General features: G+C 64.3%; 16 protein-coding genes and 2 pseudogenes. 12 read left to right on the top strand and 6 right to left on the bottom strand.

Annotation, left to right across the window (positions count from 1 at the left end):
* Positions 1–11 precede the first annotated feature (11 nt).
* Together LZA78_RS15645 and LZA78_RS15640 are read left to right on the top strand one after the other, a co-directional pair.
* Positions 12–911: an EamA family transporter gene (locus tag LZA78_RS15645; protein ID WP_233677853.1), complete on the top strand. Its 900-nt coding sequence runs from the start codon at positions 12–14 to the stop codon at positions 909–911.
* A 25-nt stretch (positions 912–936) separates the two neighbouring features.
* A complete protein-coding gene (locus LZA78_RS15640; RefSeq protein WP_233677852.1) occupies positions 937–1,503 on the top strand; it encodes a DUF4386 domain-containing protein in 567 nt (188 codons plus the stop codon).
* A 372-nt stretch (positions 1,504–1,875) separates the two neighbouring features.
* On the opposite strand, the gene LZA78_RS15635 is transcribed toward LZA78_RS15640, so the two are convergent.
* The 6 genes and pseudogenes from LZA78_RS15635 to LZA78_RS15610 form a co-directional block, all read right to left on the bottom strand.
* Positions 1,876–2,286, bottom strand: a complete 411-nt coding sequence (locus LZA78_RS15635) for a GFA family protein (protein WP_233677851.1) — start codon at positions 2,284–2,286, stop codon at positions 1,876–1,878.
* A gap of 498 nt (positions 2,287–2,784) precedes the next feature.
* Positions 2,785–3,273 (bottom strand): helix-turn-helix transcriptional regulator, encoded by a 489-nt coding sequence (locus tag LZA78_RS15630; RefSeq protein ID WP_233677850.1) that lies wholly within the window; start codon positions 3,271–3,273, stop codon positions 2,785–2,787.
* Complete coding sequence (locus tag LZA78_RS15625) at positions 3,270–3,977, bottom strand: cytochrome b/b6 domain-containing protein (RefSeq protein ID WP_233677849.1); 708 nt, start codon at positions 3,975–3,977, stop codon at positions 3,270–3,272. The genes LZA78_RS15630 and LZA78_RS15625 overlap by 4 nt, the downstream gene beginning before the upstream one ends.
* The gene (locus LZA78_RS15620) at positions 3,977–4,234 is read right to left on the bottom strand and encodes a PepSY domain-containing protein (protein ID WP_233677848.1); all 258 of its coding nucleotides are present in this window, start codon (positions 4,232–4,234) and stop codon (positions 3,977–3,979) included. The genes LZA78_RS15625 and LZA78_RS15620 overlap by 1 nt, the downstream gene beginning before the upstream one ends.
* 391 nt (positions 4,235–4,625) lie before the next feature.
* Positions 4,626–5,556 (bottom strand): annotated as a pseudogene (locus LZA78_RS15615) (IS5 family transposase).
* Between the two features lie 95 nt (positions 5,557–5,651).
* Positions 5,652–6,797 (bottom strand): cytochrome c3 family protein, encoded by a 1,146-nt coding sequence (locus tag LZA78_RS15610; protein ID WP_233677847.1) that lies wholly within the window; start codon positions 6,795–6,797, stop codon positions 5,652–5,654.
* Positions 6,798–6,966: 169 nt separating this feature from the next.
* Between LZA78_RS15610 and LZA78_RS15605 the strand changes: the two genes are divergently transcribed.
* The 10 genes and pseudogenes from LZA78_RS15605 to LZA78_RS15555 all read left to right on the top strand — a co-directional run.
* A complete protein-coding gene (locus tag LZA78_RS15605; RefSeq protein ID WP_233677846.1) occupies positions 6,967–8,241 on the top strand; it encodes a Na(+)-translocating NADH-quinone reductase subunit A in 1,275 nt (424 codons plus the stop codon).
* Positions 8,238–9,014: an RnfABCDGE type electron transport complex subunit D gene (locus LZA78_RS15600; RefSeq protein ID WP_233677845.1), complete on the top strand. Its 777-nt coding sequence runs from the start codon at positions 8,238–8,240 to the stop codon at positions 9,012–9,014. The genes LZA78_RS15605 and LZA78_RS15600 overlap by 4 nt, the downstream gene beginning before the upstream one ends.
* Positions 9,007–9,804 carry an FMN-binding protein gene (locus tag LZA78_RS15595; RefSeq protein WP_233677844.1) on the top strand — a complete coding sequence of 266 codons (798 nt, stop codon included), beginning with the start codon at positions 9,007–9,009 and terminating at the stop codon, positions 9,802–9,804. Before LZA78_RS15600 ends, LZA78_RS15595 begins: the two co-directional genes overlap by 8 nt.
* A 3-nt stretch (positions 9,805–9,807) precedes the next feature.
* The gene (locus tag LZA78_RS15590) at positions 9,808–10,473 is read left to right on the top strand and encodes an NADH:ubiquinone reductase (Na(+)-transporting) subunit D (protein WP_233677843.1); all 666 of its coding nucleotides are present in this window, start codon (positions 9,808–9,810) and stop codon (positions 10,471–10,473) included.
* Complete coding sequence (gene nqrE, locus LZA78_RS15585; protein WP_233677842.1) at positions 10,470–11,081, top strand: NADH:ubiquinone reductase (Na(+)-transporting) subunit E; 612 nt, start codon at positions 10,470–10,472, stop codon at positions 11,079–11,081. Before LZA78_RS15590 ends, nqrE begins: the two co-directional genes overlap by 4 nt.
* Positions 11,078–12,298: an NADH:ubiquinone reductase (Na(+)-transporting) subunit F gene (gene nqrF / locus LZA78_RS15580; protein WP_233677841.1), complete on the top strand. Its 1,221-nt coding sequence runs from the start codon at positions 11,078–11,080 to the stop codon at positions 12,296–12,298. The genes nqrE and nqrF overlap by 4 nt, the downstream gene beginning before the upstream one ends.
* Positions 12,299–12,301: 3 nt before the next feature.
* Entirely contained in the window at positions 12,302–13,291 is a 990-nt protein-coding gene (locus LZA78_RS15575) for an FAD:protein FMN transferase (protein WP_233677840.1), read from the top strand.
* Positions 13,292–13,301: 10 nt separating this feature from the next.
* The gene (locus LZA78_RS15570) at positions 13,302–13,472 is read left to right on the top strand and encodes a hypothetical protein (protein ID WP_233677839.1); all 171 of its coding nucleotides are present in this window, start codon (positions 13,302–13,304) and stop codon (positions 13,470–13,472) included.
* Entirely contained in the window at positions 13,469–13,864 is a 396-nt protein-coding gene (locus LZA78_RS15565; protein WP_233677838.1) for a CBS domain-containing protein, read from the top strand. Before LZA78_RS15570 ends, LZA78_RS15565 begins: the two co-directional genes overlap by 4 nt.
* A gap of 388 nt (positions 13,865–14,252) precedes the next feature.
* Positions 14,253–14,411, top strand: a pseudogene (locus LZA78_RS15555) (integrase core domain-containing protein); the annotation flags it as partial.
* Positions 14,412–14,553: the final 142 nt, after the last annotated feature.

The raw sequence follows: 14,553 nt of genomic DNA, 5'->3' as shown, positions 1-14,553 counted from the left end.
CGAGTTGCCCGATGTCACGAACCACCGATATCCTTGTCACAGCCCTCGCCCCGGCTGTCTGGGGAAGCACCTATCTGGTCACCACCGAAGCTCTGCCAGCAGGCTACCCCATCACGCTTGCGGCTCTGCGTGCATTGCCTGCCGGGCTGCTGCTGCTCGCGCTTACGCGGTCGCTGCCGCCGCGCGCATGGCTAGGCCGCGTCTTCCTGCTTGGCAGCCTGAACTTCACAGTGTTCTGGAGCCTGCTATTCGTGGCGGCCTATCGGCTGCCCGGCGGGGTCGCGGCCACTCTCGGCTCACTACAGTCGATGTTGGTCATTCTCATGGCGCGCGGGTGGCTTGGTACACCGGTACGCGCCGGGGCGGTCGTCGCGGCGGCAACGGGTGTTCTGGGCGTCGCGCTTCTCCTTCTGGGGCCCGAAGCCGCGCTCGATCCTGTCGGAGTGGCCGCTGGGCTTGGTGGGGCCGCATCGATGGCGGCAGGCACGGTGCTGAGCCGCAAGTGGCAGCCGTCTGTCTCGCCGCTCAGTTTCACCGGGTGGCAACTGACGGCCGGGGGGCTGATCTTGCTGCCGCTGGCTTTGATCTTCGAGCAGTCTCTGCCGCCACTTACCGGGCTGAACCTTGCCGGGCTGATCTGGCTTGGCCTGATCGGCGCGGCTGCGACCTATGCGATCTGGTTTCGAGGTGTTGCCCGTCTTGAACCAGGCGCGGTTTCGATGCTGGGGATGATGAGCCCGGTTACCGCAGTCATGCTCGGATGGCTTTGGCTGGGACAAGGCCTGTCGTTTCAACAGATAGGTGGCGCGGCCATCGTTCTCCTGTCGGTCTGGGCGGGGCAGCGCGCGAACCGTCCGCGAACGTCCGCGCCCCTCCGGCGCGCCGTCGTGATACACGCGAACGCAGCCTGACAGTCACCAATCAAGGATCTTCCGCGTGAGCCATCTTTCCTGGTCCCACAATTTGACCCGAAAATCCCGCCTCGCCGGCATGCTCTATCTCGTCATCATCATCATGGGGCTCGGCGCTGAGCTTGGCCTTCGGGGTCCGCTTGTCAATCTGACAGATGCAACGGGCACGGCCGAGGCTATCCTCGCGGCGCCGGGCCAATTCCGAATGGCCATCGCAGCCGATCTGGTTATGGCGCTGAGCGACGCTGGCCTTGCGATCCTGCTCTACCTGATTTTTCGAAATGTGGCCTACGGCCTTGCCCTGTCGGCGATGGTTTTCAGGCTGATCCAGGCCGTCCTCATCGCTGCAAATCTTATGGCGTTGCAGACTGCATTGATGCTTCTTTCGAGCGCAAGTGACGTGAGCGACGTACAGTCATTGGCGCTCGTTTTTCTCAACCTGCATGGCCATGGCTATGATCTCGGACTCGTCTTCTTCGGCGTGAATAGTCTGATGATGGGCGCGCTGGTCTGGCGCTCGAAGATCTTCGCGAAAGCCTTCGGTGCGGGGCTCGCACTTGCGGGTTTGGTCTATCTGATCGGGAGCGGTTAGCGATTCTTCGCTCCTCACCTCTCCGCAGCTTTCGCGCCGGCATATGGGGTGACAGTTCTCGCAGAGACAGCGTTTTGTCTTAGACTTCTATGTCAATCACCACGACGGTGAGGTTCGTTCTCGACCCTCAGCTCTGCAGTGGTTCGCATTGCAAATGTCTCGCAGCCTCTCCACTCAAATCAGCTCAATTTGCCTATCGGCCCCTTGCGGACCTTCGTCCTAGGGTCAAGCGCTGCGCTGGGGCTTCACCATGGCCGCCATTCGTGCATCACGCAGCATCTCTATCCCTCGAATTACGGCAGGCGAGACGCAGCCGAAGGTCGCGTCCTTGTCGTTTGGCGATTGTCCGAGATGCATCATAGGCGCGACTGTTCAGCGGGGAAGCCCGTCGATCCTTGCGACGGAGGCGGGGTCGTTGTCCCAGTTCGTACGGCTGGAACAGCAAATATGCGCGTTGGGGCGTATCTCTATCCGGCTTTCAAGCGACCCTGCTGGCACCACAAGCAAACCAAATTCCGGCTTGGAAACAGGCAGCGCGGACCCGCAGTCCGAACAAAAACTTTTCACGTGGCGTGACCCGGTGAGCCGGAACATCTTGATATTATCCTCGCCTGAGACCCAGATGATTCTGGCCGTGGACGAAAACAGGTTTGCCGAATGGGCCGAACCACTGTCCTTGCGGCAGCGGGCGCAGTGGCACAGGAAAAATCTCTCGAACTCTCCAAATATGTGGAATTTCACAGCGCCACACAGGCATTGACCGATCACTGGATTGTCGTCCATTCACACTCCTCTCGACAGACAAGCGCCTGCCGTTGGTCGAACGTATTTTCATTGATCCCTTGTATCCGCGCGTTGAATCACGGTGAAAAGGGGCTCAAAGACAGACGGTCTTGGAGTCGCAGAACATCTGCGGACTGAAAATCATGCCTTCCGTCGTTCACGGTAGCTATCGCTGATTGCCGCGGACGCAATGCCGCGAACTCACGGGCGGCGCTCCGCCCTCCGCGACGGCGCTGGGATTCGCGCCGCTCCCCGCACGAGAGATCGGAAAACCCGCGAGATTGCGGCACTGTCGCAGTCAGAATCAAAAACGGTCATCCGCGCCCGATGGGGAGAGGCAGGCGATCAGAAGGAGGCGGCAGGACCATGGCGACGAGGATGACAGGGTCAAGCTTGCAGATCGCTGACACGGGGTGGGCGGAAAGTCGAGGCGGGTGCCGCTGGCGCGGTGCCTGAAGGCGAGTCGCACCCGGTCTCAATCCAAGCGGCAGCCCTGGATCACCCCAGCAGATCTTCGACGAAAAGCGCGGCGAATTGGGCCCGCCCCGAGACGCCCGACTTCGCATAGACTCGTGCCATCTGCGCGCGCACAGTGCCCGCTGCGGCGCTGCGCAACTCTGCAATCTCGGCCACGTCGAGCCCCTTGAGAGCGAAAAGCGCAACGTCGCGCTCGGCGGGGGTAAGCCCCCAGCGCGAGAACTGCGCCTCGATCACCTCGGCAAGCGCGCCCCGCGCGACCTCAAGCGCGCGCGCCTGAGCCCGCTGCGTCTCGAGAGCGCGGCGCAATTGCCAGCCCCCCGCCGCCACGCCCGAACTGAGCGCGAAAGCGATGAAGCCCTCAAATAGGGTCTCTGGCCCCAGCCCGTCGTGCAGGATGTCGGACGCCGCATCGCCCACGAAAAAGAGCACAGCGACCGCTTGCAGAAGCACCACTGCGGCAAGAACCGCGGTATGCCGCCGCTCGGCATCGGGCGTGGGAAGCCTCATGCCTCCGGGCCCCGCTTAGTCCGGCGTTGCCAGAGCATCGGTCGCACCAAGTTACGCCCGAGCGCGCGGCTTTCCACCGCCACGCCAGCCACATGCTCGGCCGCGAAGATCAGGATCAGGTTTGCCATCAGCTCATGCACGGTTTTCACCGCCTTTTTGATCTCGCCCGAGGCGCCAGTCTCGCCCGCAGCGGCGGTTTGCGCAAGCGCCGACCAGTCACCCGAGAGCACCGCCGCCTGATCCGCGGCAATCTGCATCGGGGAGCGGGCATCGGTAAGCCAGAGCCCGGTGAGGCAAATGACCAAAAGCCCGCCCCAGAGTGCATAGACCATCATCGCGCCCGCAGGATTGTGCGAGGGGTGTTCGCGCACCGGATGCCGTCGGGCCAGCCCGTGCAGATGCGCGAGTGCAGCGCGCGGCGCGGGCGGGAAGGCAGAAAAGCGCGCCTCGATCGGGCCGAGGAGCCCCCAACCGAACCGCAGAACAAGGAGGGCGAGCACGGCCCAGCCAAGCCCGACATGTAGCGCGCCCCCGGCCTTGGTGAAGAGCCCGTTTGCCAGCACCGCCACTGCAACGCTCCAATGGGTGAGCCGGATCAGCGGATCCCAGACGGGCGGCAGGGCAAGGCCGGTGGCGGGGGAGACGGAGCCCCCCGCCGGCCGCGCCGCGAGACCCGCTTTCATGCGGTCAAGCGGCCCCGGCATCAGTCTTTTTCCTTGATCTCGGTGACGGCGCCCGAGGCCGGGTCGATCACTACTTCCCAGACCGCCTTGGCCGCATCGGTGCAGACCGCCTCGACCTTACCATCCTCGACCTCGAAGTCGGAAACGGTGCAGCCCTTGGCGGCAAGCGCGGCGGAAACATCAGCGGGATTGCTGCCCACGACATCGCCTACGGCGGGCATCGCCAGCGCAGCAACGGGCGAGAGGATCAGCGCGGTGGCCAGAAGGGTTTTCTTCATCGGATACTCCATTATTGAGGTTGGCCCGGTCGGTCTAGACCTTCGGACAAGCCGTGTTGGCTGGGGCAGGGATGGGCGCATAAAGCCGTCCCGTCGATGCGCGGATCGCTGAAATCGGCGACTATAAGCGCGTGCTTACGGGCGGAAGGGAGAAACTGGTCGGGCATGGCGCGAAATTTTCGGGGTCCGGTCTGGAGGGGCAATCGTCGCAGTGCTTTAGACATCCCGATCTCGCCCTCGATCGGTCGTAGAGCGCCTAGCGCAATGGTCGCTTCCTGCGCTATGCGGCGTGCCCTGAGCGAGATCGAGTGGCTGGTAACGCCGATTGCTGCTGCTGGGCATTGTTGCAGAACGGCGGCTTGAGGCGTGAGTGCCCCTTTCCCCTTGAGGTTCAGGCGACGCGGACGATCTCGGCGGTGCCGAGGGCATTGAAGCGGTTGATGAGTGCGACGCGGCTGTGGATTTCGGCGGTTTGGCGTTACGGGTCTCTTGCGGCGATACGCTCGCCGAAGGACTTGAGGTACCGCATCTTCGCTTCGCCGCGGCTGCGGGCATGGTATCCGGTCCACCGCTTCCAGAATGCTCGGCCGTAGCATCGCGTTGCGCGGAGGGTTTAGTTGCGTGCCTGAGCGGCTGGACACCCCTCTTTCCACGGGCGACCATTCTTCCGGATCGGGATGATTGCCGCGTCGCAGCGTGCGATTATGGCGCTATAGCAGCGGCGGGTGTCGTAGGCGCCATCTGCGGTCACGGTGCGGATGTCCTCGCCTTGGGGGATCTGGTCGAGCAGGTTTGGCAGGAAAGGGCTATCGCCTTCCCGGCTGGCGGTAAACTCGACAGCACGGATGTCCGAAGTGGCCGTATCCATGGCCAGATGCACCTTGCGCCATTGGCGACGTCCCTGAACTCCATACTTGCGGGCCTGCCATTCCCCGTCGCCGTGGAACTTGATGCCTGTGCTGTCCACCAGAAGGCTCGGTGGCCCGTCGGTGCGGCGATAAGGGATTTGAACCTTCAGGGTCTTTTGCCTGCGGCATAGCGTGGAGTAGTCTGGAACCGGCCAATCCAGCCCGGCCAGACGCAGGAGGCTCGCAATCATTCTAGCTCTCTGCCTGAGCGGCAGCTTGAACAGCACCTTGATCGATAGGCAGAACTGGATCGCCGCGTCCGAGAAAACCGGCGGGCCCCGGACGTCCCTCATGCGGCGCGTGCCAGGCCATCTCCTTGTTCAGCTAGATCAGCAATGAACCGCGCTTACTGAGCGCTGCGCTGTAGGTGGACCAGTTCGTCGTGCGGTGGCGGGCGGGCTTGGGCTTGCTCATGCCGCCGGTCTAACCGCATGGATTCGTGCTATGAATCCTTCATGGCAAGAGCTCTGCAACAACGCCCACCCGAAAACAACTTGGCAATGCCCTTCCTAGCGCGCGAGGTTCCAAGATCCGAAATCCTTCCCGAGCGCTCCGGCAAGATCTTCGGTGGAATCGTAGAGTAGCTCGAGGGCGTAATGCGGATTGTGCGCGAATGCGCCGGCATCCGTGGTGACGAATTTCCAGTTGTAGGCCGCCTGAAGTAGGCGCGGGGTCCAGGCGTTGTAGGCAACGCTCTTGCCGTCCGCCTCATCCACGCGCCCATCGCCATTCGCGTCTGCGAAGAAGTAGGGGTGCTTGCGGCCGTCAAACACCATCGGTGTGGCCGCCACCGTGCTGGCGTAGTCGATGATAAGCCCGAGCAACCGTTCGGCATTTGCCGCGATGTCCGCCTTGATCCCTTTTTCAAGATTGCCGCTGCCGTCATAGCTCTGGCGCGACAGCCGGATATTCTCGGGGGTGCCATTCTCGTGGCAGGTCAGACAGGTCTGTTCCGCGACCTTGAGGCTGTGCGGTTCGTGACATGAGACGCAGGTTGTCACCGGGCGGGCGTGGAAGAAACGCCCCGAATAGCTGCGGCCGGGGTAGTGATAGCCGCCACCCGCATAGCCGCCGAGCCATGTGGCCGCGGCCACCGCGTAGTGCGGGTTGATGAAGCTCAGTTGTGCATCGGGTTGATCCGCCACGAGCGAGGCCACCGCTTTGTTGATCTGCGCGCCTGACGCCCGCCCCTGGTGGCAGGTCATGCAAGACGTTTCAGCGGTCGATGCGACCGGGTGCATGACGCCGCTTGGAAAGCGGATTTCCCGGATCTGCGCCAGGCCGGGATTGTGGCAGGTCGCACAGTCGACGACCCCTCCGGTCGCAACGGGAGCCGTCGGCACGCCTGGCGCCGAGCCATCCAGACCGTGGAAGGCGCGAAAACCTGCCCCGGAATGACAGACCGAGCAGGCGGGCGGAATTTCACCCGCCTCGTTCCAATGGGCGAAGGCCTCGGAGGACGCGTCCGAATGCCCCGAACGGGCCCAGTTTCCGATGGCAACCTGGTTTTCGATCTTGATCTGATCGGGCTGGAATGGCCCGGATTGGGGCATCACGAAGAGCTCGAGATCCTTCGCGATTGCGTCGATTTCTGGCGAAGAGCTGTCTGTCGTGCCCTGTGCGCGGGACAGCCCCGGCAAGGCCGCGACGAGCATTGCGAAAAGAAATATCTTAAAAAAACCTTTTAGTTCCAAAGCCATGCCTGGTCGCCTCCTGTCGTGGTGGGCACCTGTCAGCGCGATTACATGCTATCCGGATTGGACGTTTCCTGCAATGATTGTCCCCGGGCCGGTTCGGGTCGCGATTGTGAATGACGGAGTTGAGATGTTCGGATCTCGCTTATCTGCGGGGCTGAATTTGCCGCAATCAGGTCTGCCGCCGGCGCAGGCTGATCCACCCGTTTGCTTGACCGACGAGGCTGCGCTGGTTCCAGAGCATGGCGAAGAGCTGCGCGTCCAACTGCTTGTGGAGGAGAATGCGCGTGTCGCCCAAGGACAGCCCCTGATGCGGTTGCGGCGGGCGCCGGGCATTGCGCTCGTGGCCCCGATGGCGGGGCGGGTCGCCCGTATCGACCTGGCCCCGGGGCGCCGGCTCAAGCAACTTGTACTGTTCCACGACCCGGAGGGGGACCGGCACCGCTTCGACATCCCCCATTCGCAGGGTTCCTCGGATGCCCTGCGCGCGCTTTTGCAAGAGAGCGGCCTGTGGCGGGCGTTTCGCAGCCGCCCCTTCGGACGCATGCCGCGCCCCGAGGAAAATCCGTCGGCCATTTTCGTGATGGCCGTCGACAGCCGACCTGGGGCGGCGCGGCCGGATCTGGCCGTCATCGGCCGCGAAGACGATCTGGAGCGCGGGTTGGCCGCGCTCACGCGGTTTGTCGATGCCCCTGTCTATTTCGTCGAGGCGCGCGCGCTGCATTATCACGGTGCGATCCCGACCGGCGTCACGCGCCTGCAATCCAGCCCGCGCCATCCTCAGGGGCTTGCCGGGTTTCAGATCCATCGCCAGTGCCCCGCGCGGATCGGGGCGCCGGTCTGGGACATTGCGGTCGAGGATGTCGCCGATCTGGGACGCGTGCTGGCGAGCGGTTATCTCCATCCGACGCGGGTGGTCGCGCTCTCGGGCACCGCGTTACGCGAGCCAAGGCTCGTGCGGTGCCAACCGGGGGCCGATCTTAGGGGCCTGACGCAGCCATATGTCCGGCCGGGGCCGCATGACGTGCTGGCCGGTTCGTTTCTCGACGGTCGTCCGGCGCATTGGCTCGGGCCCCGGGATCGTCAGGTCGCGGTTCTGGACCGTGCTCCTTCGCCCCGGGCGCGACACTGGTTCCGCGCTGCGCTGGAGCGTGCGGCTCATAAAGCGCCGATCATTCCGACCGCGGCCCTCGAACAGTCGTTGGGGGGCAGTGCGCTTCCCGCCGCCGCGCTGGTTCGGGCGTTGGCTGCGGGCGACGCCGAGACATTCACGCGTCTTGGGGGGCTGTCGCTCGTCGAAGAGGATCTGGCGCTGGCCGATTATGCGACTGGCGCGCGCCCGCGGCTCGCAAATCAGTTGCGGGCGCTGCTCGACCGGATCGCGCAAGAGGAGGATGCGGCATGAGGCGGGGTCTTTGGGACCGCGAGATGGTCGCGCTTCTGCTCCTGCTCGCGATGATGCCGATGACGCTGGCCTGGCTCTGGTTCGGCGGGGTCGAGGCGCTCGGGCGGCTGATCTTGACGCTGCTCGTCTCGGGGCTCTGGCACATGATCTTCATGCTGGCCCGTGCGCAGCCGCCGTCCTTTGCCGGGGCCTTGACCGGCGTAGCTGTGGCGATGCTCGCGCCGCAGGACCTGAGCCTGTTACAGCTGCTCCTCGGGATCAGCTTCGGCTCGGTCATGGGCGAACTGGTGTTCGGGGGCTGGGGGCGCAATGTGCTGAACCCGGCGACGGTGACGCTCGCGTTTCTGGGGTTCAGCTTTTCCGCCGCGCCTTGGCCCGATTTAGTGCCGCCTGTCGCCTGGGCTGCGCTGCCCGCGCTGGCGATGGGGGTCATCTTTGGCGTCATGTCCGCGCGCCTGATCCTCGGCGCGCTGGCGGTTCTGGGTGGTGCGTTGATCGCCGATGCGTCGCTGTCCACGATCTTTCCCGCCGCAGGGATCGTTCTGGCACTGCTCGTGTCCGACCCGGTCGCCAGCGCCTCGACCCGGCTTGGCGGCTGGCTAAACGGCGCGCTTTTCGGGGCGCTTGTCGTACTTTTCGCCACCGGCTGGCAGGGCGCCGCGCCGATGCATGTCGCGGTGTCGGCGGCGCTTCTGGCCTCACTCGCCGCCCCGCTTCTCGACGAGACCGCAATTGCGCTCTGGACCGCACGCAGGAGAAAACGCCATGGCTGATCTGAACCCGGTGACTGCGTGGCGCAGACTTCTGGCCTTGCCCAACGAAAGCCGGACCAAGACGCTGGCGATGGCCTTTCTGGTCGCGCTTGTCTGCACGCTCATGGTCACCGGCGCCACGGTGATCTTGCGCCCGATCCAGACGGCCAACCGCGCGGCGGAGCAACAGGCGCGGCTTGAGGCGTTGATCTCGGGCGTTCCGGGCATGTCCCATCTGTTGGCGCAGGACGGCGGCACGCTCTCGACGGTGGTGGTCGAACTGAACCGCGGTGCCGCCTCCAATGTGACGCCCGCGACGCTCGCCTCCGCGCTCGAGGATCCGGCAAACTGGACGGCGCTGAGCGCGGCGCAGGATCTTGCCGGGCTCGGGCAACGTCCGAAGTATGCGCAGGTCTATTTCCTGCGCAACGTCGCGGGCGATCTCTCTCTCGTGCTGCTGCCGGTCAGCGGGGCGGGCTACAACGGCCCGATCAATGCGATCGTCGCGCTGCGCGCCGACATGAACACCATCGCCGGTCTCGCCATCACTGGCCAGTCCGAAACTCCCGGCCTTGGCGGCCGTGTCGAGGAACCCGCCTGGCTTGCACAGTTCCCCGGCAAGCAGGTCGCGGATGCAAGCGGGGCGGTGCGCTTTGCTGTCGCGAGAAGGGGCGCGAGCAGTGATTACGAGGTCGACGGGATCACCGGCGCCACGCGCACCTCGAATGCGATGACGCGCATCATGCGCTTCTGGCTCGGGCCCGACGGCTACGGCCCCCTGATCGACGCCATCCAGCGCGGGGAGTTCTGAGCCGTGTCCGCAACTCCGAGCCTGCGCAGCATCCTGATCGCGCCCCTCATCCGCCAAAACCCGGTGACCTTGCAGATCCTCGGCCTCTGCTCGGCGCTGGCGGTCACGACCTCGATGCAGACGGCGCTGACGATGTGCGCGGCGCTGACGGCGGTGCTGGTGATGTCGGCGGGGCTGATCAGCGTGATCCGGCGGCACATCCCCGACACGATCCGCTTGATCGTCCAGATCGTGATCGTGGCCTCTCTGGTGATCGTGATCGACCAAATCCTGCAGGCCTATCTGTTCGAGATCAGTCAGAAGCTCTCAGTTTTCGTCAGCCTGATCACCACCAACTGCCTGGTGCTGGGGCGGACGGAGTCCTTCTCGCGCCACAACCCTCCGCTGCGCTCGATGGTCGATGCCTTGGGCAACGGGCTGGGCTACTCGCTCGTGCTGACGGTGATCGGCGCGATCCGCGAGTTGTTCGGCGCGGGTTCGCTTCTGGGATGGCAGGTGCTGCCGACGGTGGAGCAGGGCGGCTGGTTCACGCCGCTCAACCTGATGCTGATGGCGCCCTCGGCCTTCTTCCTCCTCGGTGGGCTCGTCTGGGCGATCCGCAGCGTCCTGCCCGAGCAGGTCGAGGAACTTGAGTACCACTCACCCGATGATCCGGAGGCTTCCGCATGAGCGAGCTCTGGTCCCTCTTCCTGCGCGCGGCCTTTGTCGAGAACATGCCGCTGACCTTTTTTCTCGGGCTCTGCACCTTCATCGCCCTGTCGCGAAAGACGGGCTCGGCCCTGGGCCTGGGCATCGCTATGGTTGCGGTCATGGGCGTGACGGTGCCCCTCAATCACATGATCTACAAAGCGGTTCTGGCGCCCGGCGCCTGGGCTTGGGCGGGGCTGCCGCAGACGGATCTGTCCTATCTAAAGCTGATCGCCTTCATCGGGGTAATCGCGGCGACCGTGCAGTTGCTGGAGATGGTGCTCGACCGGTTCTTTCCGGCGATCTACGCCTCGTTCGGGGTGTTCCTGCCGCTCTTGACCGTGCAATGCGCGATCCTCGGCGGCAGCCTGTTCATGGTCGATCGCAGCTATGATCTTGCGGAATCTGCGGTCTTCGGGCTTGGCGCGGGATTTGGCTTTGCGGTTGCGGTCGTGATGCTGAGTGCGATCCGCGCCCGGCTGAGCTATGCCGATCTGCCGCAGGGACTGCGCGGGCTTGGGATCACCTTCATTCTGGCGGGAATGATGTCGCTCGGCTTCTCGGCTTTCGCGCAGATGGTGGCGTCATGACCGAGATCACTCTGGGCACGCTCATCGTTGTCGTGCTGGTCGTCGTTCTGACCTTCGTCTTGCTGGTGACCCGGCGCCGGCTGATCCCGGCCGAGACGATGACGGTCACGGTCAACGGCACCGAGCGGATCGAGGCCGCGCGCGGCGACCGGCTGCTCGGGGTGCTGCATGGCGCGGGGATCGGCATTCCGGCGGCCTGCGGCGGGTCAGGCACCTGCGGGCTCTGCCGGGTTGTCGTCGAGGGCGAGGGGGCGGGCACGCCACAGGCGACCGAGAAGGGCATACTGTCGGCCGCCGAACGCAAGGCCCATGTGCGGCTGGCCTGTCAGACGGCGCTGCGTGGTCCCTGTTCGGTGGACGTGCCGCAGGAGTTTCTTGGCGCGACCGGTTTCACCTGCTCCGTCGTCTCCAACCGACAGATGGCGCCGCTGATCCGCGAACTGGTGCTGAAACTGCCGAAGGGCCAACCCTTCGCCTTCCGCGCAGGCGGTTTTCTGCAACTTACAGCGCCGCCCTACGATCTCGATTTCCAAGAGATCGAGGTCGCGCCTGCCTTTCGCGAGATCTGGCAGCTGGCGGACTGGCCGCAGATGCGCTCGTTCTCGACCGAGACAGTGACCCGCGCCTATTCCATCGCAAATCGGCCCGAGGATTTCGGGCGTGTCGTTTTCAACATCCGGCTTGCCGTTCCGCCCGCGGGGCATGAGCATGACATACCGCCGGGGATCGTGTCCTCCTGGCTCTTCTCGCTCGAGCCCGGCGACCTGGTCGAGGCCTCGGGTCCCTTCGGTGAATTCCATGTCGAGCCCTCAGATCGCGAGATGATCTTCATCGGGGGCGGCGTCGGTATGGCGCCGCTGCGGGCGATGATCCACGAACAGATCGCGCTAGGCCACAACCGGCCGATGCGCTACTTCTACGGCGCGCGCTCGGCCGCCGATCTGTTCTATGTCGATGAGTTCGAGATGATCGCGGCGAACCACCCGAATTTCGAATGGACCCCGGCGCTGTCCGATCCGGCACCGGGCGATCGCTGGAAGGGGGCAACGGGCTTCATTCACGATACCGTCCGCTCGGCCCTGTCGCGCCATCCCGTGCCCGAGGATTGCGAATATTATCTTTGCGGCCCGCCGGTGATGATTTCCGCCGTGCTCCACACGCTTGCCAAGCTGGGCGTCGAGCCGCAGTCGATCCACAACGACGATTTTGGAGGTTAAGCTATGCCGATCCGTCCGACCCGACGCCAGTTGATCGCGCTTGCCGGGGCCGCACTCTGCGCAGGTTCTGCCCGGGCGCAGGCTCCGGCGCTCCTGACCGGGGCGAGCCCGGTCGAAACCCTTGAGGGCAGAGCTTTCGCAAGTCACTGGCGCGTTACGCTGGCTGCCGGGTCCGTGGGGGAGCGTCATCGCGCCGGGCTTGAGCATTTGCTGGCCCAGGTCGACCGGCAAATGTCGCCTTGGCGCGCGGATAGCGAGCTCTCGCGTTTCAATGCCGCACACCGCGAAACGGCGGTCTCGCCCGCGGTGGCGCGGGTCGCACGTGCCGCCCTCGATATTGCGCAGCGCAGTGGCGGGGCCTTCGATCCGACGGTCGGGCCGCTTGTGGCGCAATGGGGCTTCGGTCGCATCTCCGGATCGGGTGCGGGGCATTGGCAGGGGCTGAGTGCGGGGGCGGTTGACCTGACCAAGGACGATCCGGGATTGACCATGGATCTGTGCGGTATCGCCAAGGGCTACGCGCTTGACCTGATGGCCGGGCACCTGCTCGAGGCGGGCTATGCGGATTTCCTTATTGACCTCGGCGGTGAGCTGAAGAGTGCGGGTAGCCATCCGGCCGGTCGCGAGTGGCACGTTGCAATCGAGGATCCGCGCCTGAACTCGGACGGGGCCGCCGCAGGGTTGCGGCTGCCGTCGGGGTTGGCGGTGGCGACCTCGGGGCTGCGCGCACAAAGCTACGGCTTGGGGGGCCACCGCTATGGGCATATTATCGACCCGCATACCGCGCGCCCGACCGAAGGTGCCATCGCTTCGGTCTCGGTGCTCGACCGCTCGGCGATGAGGGCGGACGGCTGGGCGACGGCGCTGGTGGCGGCGGGGGCAAACGGGCCGGATATCGCCCGCTCAAATGATATCGCCACGCTGTTCCTCGTCGATACGGGGGAGGGGCTTCGCGCGGAAACCACCGGCGGTTTCGACCGCCTGATGATGTGAGGGGAAAACCATGGCGCTCCTCTTGGGGCTTGGCATCGTTCTTCTTGCCGTGGGGGGGCTTGCGCTCGGGATGGCCTTCGGGCGCGGACCGGCCAAGGGATCGTGTGGCGGCATGGCCTGTCTCAAGGATGTTGCCTGCGAAGGCTGCCCGCATCGCCGCTCACAGGAGGATCGGACATGAGCGAGCACGAGACTCTGGATTTGCTGGTGGCTCGGGATATGCCAGTGCTGCGGCCCGATATGCCGATCCGTCGCGCGGTTGCGATACTGGTGCAAAAGCGCGCTGCCGCGGCTGCGGTGATCGATGACAGCGGTGCTTTGAAGGGCATTCTGAGCCAGAAGGACTGCTTTCGGCCCACGCTCAATGCTAGCTACTATCAGGAGTGGAAGGGGACGGTGGAGGACTTCATGACCGCCAAGCTCGTGACCCTCTCGATTTCGGCCGACATCACCGACGCGGCCGAGGCGTTCATTACCCATTCGTTCCATCTGTTTCCGGTGCTTGACGGCGACCAGTTCGTTGGAATGCTGAGACGAGCGGATGTGCTGCAGCGGCTGCTGGAGATGGGCTGAGTCGGCCCGTAGGGCCTGTAACAGAACTGCGGGAGCCGGCAAAACCTGGTGGTAGGTGTGAAAGGCTGGGCGCTGTCACAAGAACCTGGCTTTAGGTGGGCAGGGCCGGCACCTAGCCTTTCTGGATGACGGAATGTTCGCCCTTCGCTATTTCAAGAGGAGCCCCGAGACCATCCGCTTACCGGTGATGCTATATGTCTGCTTCTCTCTATCGCTCCGGAATGTCGAAGTTCTGCTTCACGAGCGAGGCGTCGACATCTGCCATGAGACGGTCCGATTTCGGTGGCATCGGTTTGGGCCGATGTTCGCCTCGGAGATCCGGAAGCACCGTGTCGAGGGGACGAGATAGAGCCACCGGAGATGGCAACTCGACGAGATATTCGTAAAGATCAACGGCGAAATCTTCTACACTCTGCGCGAGGCCCAGATCCTGATCGAGCGATGGCGCGTTCACTACAACACAGTCAGGCCGCACAGCTCATTGGGTTATCGCCCGCCTGCGCCGAACAGCATCGTCCCGATCGACCAAAGGCCTATGACGTACTAACACTCAAACCGGACCACCCGATAGGGGCACGCCACAGGATAAATCTATCCCAGTTGGTGGACTACTTCAGTGGGGGCACTTCAACTGCCCAAGTGGAGATTGGTTCGAATTAGTCTGCCAGCACCCGGGAACCTAATTTTTC

This window comes from Rhodobacter flavimaris (genome assembly GCF_021378075.1).
Taxonomy (GTDB): domain Bacteria; phylum Pseudomonadota; class Alphaproteobacteria; order Rhodobacterales; family Rhodobacteraceae; genus Rhodobacter; species Rhodobacter flavimaris.
Note: the sequence above shows the minus strand (reverse complement) of the source record. Positions and strands in the feature narration are given on the sequence as shown.

Excerpts from the sequence above, each read along its gene's own strand:
- LZA78_RS15605 (WP_233677846.1), top strand. The coding sequence starts at position 6,967 with ATGTTCGGATCTCGCTTATCTGCGGGGCTGAATTTGCCGCAATCAGGT.
- LZA78_RS15625 (WP_233677849.1), bottom strand. The coding sequence starts at position 3,977 with ATGCCGGGGCCGCTTGACCGCATGAAAGCGGGTCTCGCGGCGCGGCCG.
- LZA78_RS15570 (WP_233677839.1), top strand. The coding sequence starts at position 13,302 with ATGGCGCTCCTCTTGGGGCTTGGCATCGTTCTTCTTGCCGTGGGGGGG.
- LZA78_RS15600 (WP_233677845.1), top strand. The coding sequence starts at position 8,238 with ATGAGGCGGGGTCTTTGGGACCGCGAGATGGTCGCGCTTCTGCTCCTG.
- LZA78_RS15610 (WP_233677847.1), bottom strand. The coding sequence starts at position 6,797 with ATGCTCGTCGCGGCCTTGCCGGGGCTGTCCCGCGCACAGGGCACGACA.
- LZA78_RS15620 (WP_233677848.1), bottom strand. The coding sequence starts at position 4,234 with ATGAAGAAAACCCTTCTGGCCACCGCGCTGATCCTCTCGCCCGTTGCT.
- LZA78_RS15575 (WP_233677840.1), top strand. The coding sequence starts at position 12,302 with ATGCCGATCCGTCCGACCCGACGCCAGTTGATCGCGCTTGCCGGGGCC.
- LZA78_RS15565 (WP_233677838.1), top strand. The coding sequence starts at position 13,469 with ATGAGCGAGCACGAGACTCTGGATTTGCTGGTGGCTCGGGATATGCCA.
- LZA78_RS15645 (WP_233677853.1), top strand. The coding sequence starts at position 12 with ATGTCACGAACCACCGATATCCTTGTCACAGCCCTCGCCCCGGCTGTC.
- LZA78_RS15630 (WP_233677850.1), bottom strand. The coding sequence starts at position 3,273 with ATGAGGCTTCCCACGCCCGATGCCGAGCGGCGGCATACCGCGGTTCTT.
- nqrF (WP_233677841.1), top strand. The coding sequence starts at position 11,078 with ATGACCGAGATCACTCTGGGCACGCTCATCGTTGTCGTGCTGGTCGTC.
- nqrE (WP_233677842.1), top strand. The coding sequence starts at position 10,470 with ATGAGCGAGCTCTGGTCCCTCTTCCTGCGCGCGGCCTTTGTCGAGAAC.
- LZA78_RS15595 (WP_233677844.1), top strand. The coding sequence starts at position 9,007 with ATGGCTGATCTGAACCCGGTGACTGCGTGGCGCAGACTTCTGGCCTTG.
- LZA78_RS15635 (WP_233677851.1), bottom strand. The coding sequence starts at position 2,286 with ATGGACGACAATCCAGTGATCGGTCAATGCCTGTGTGGCGCTGTGAAA.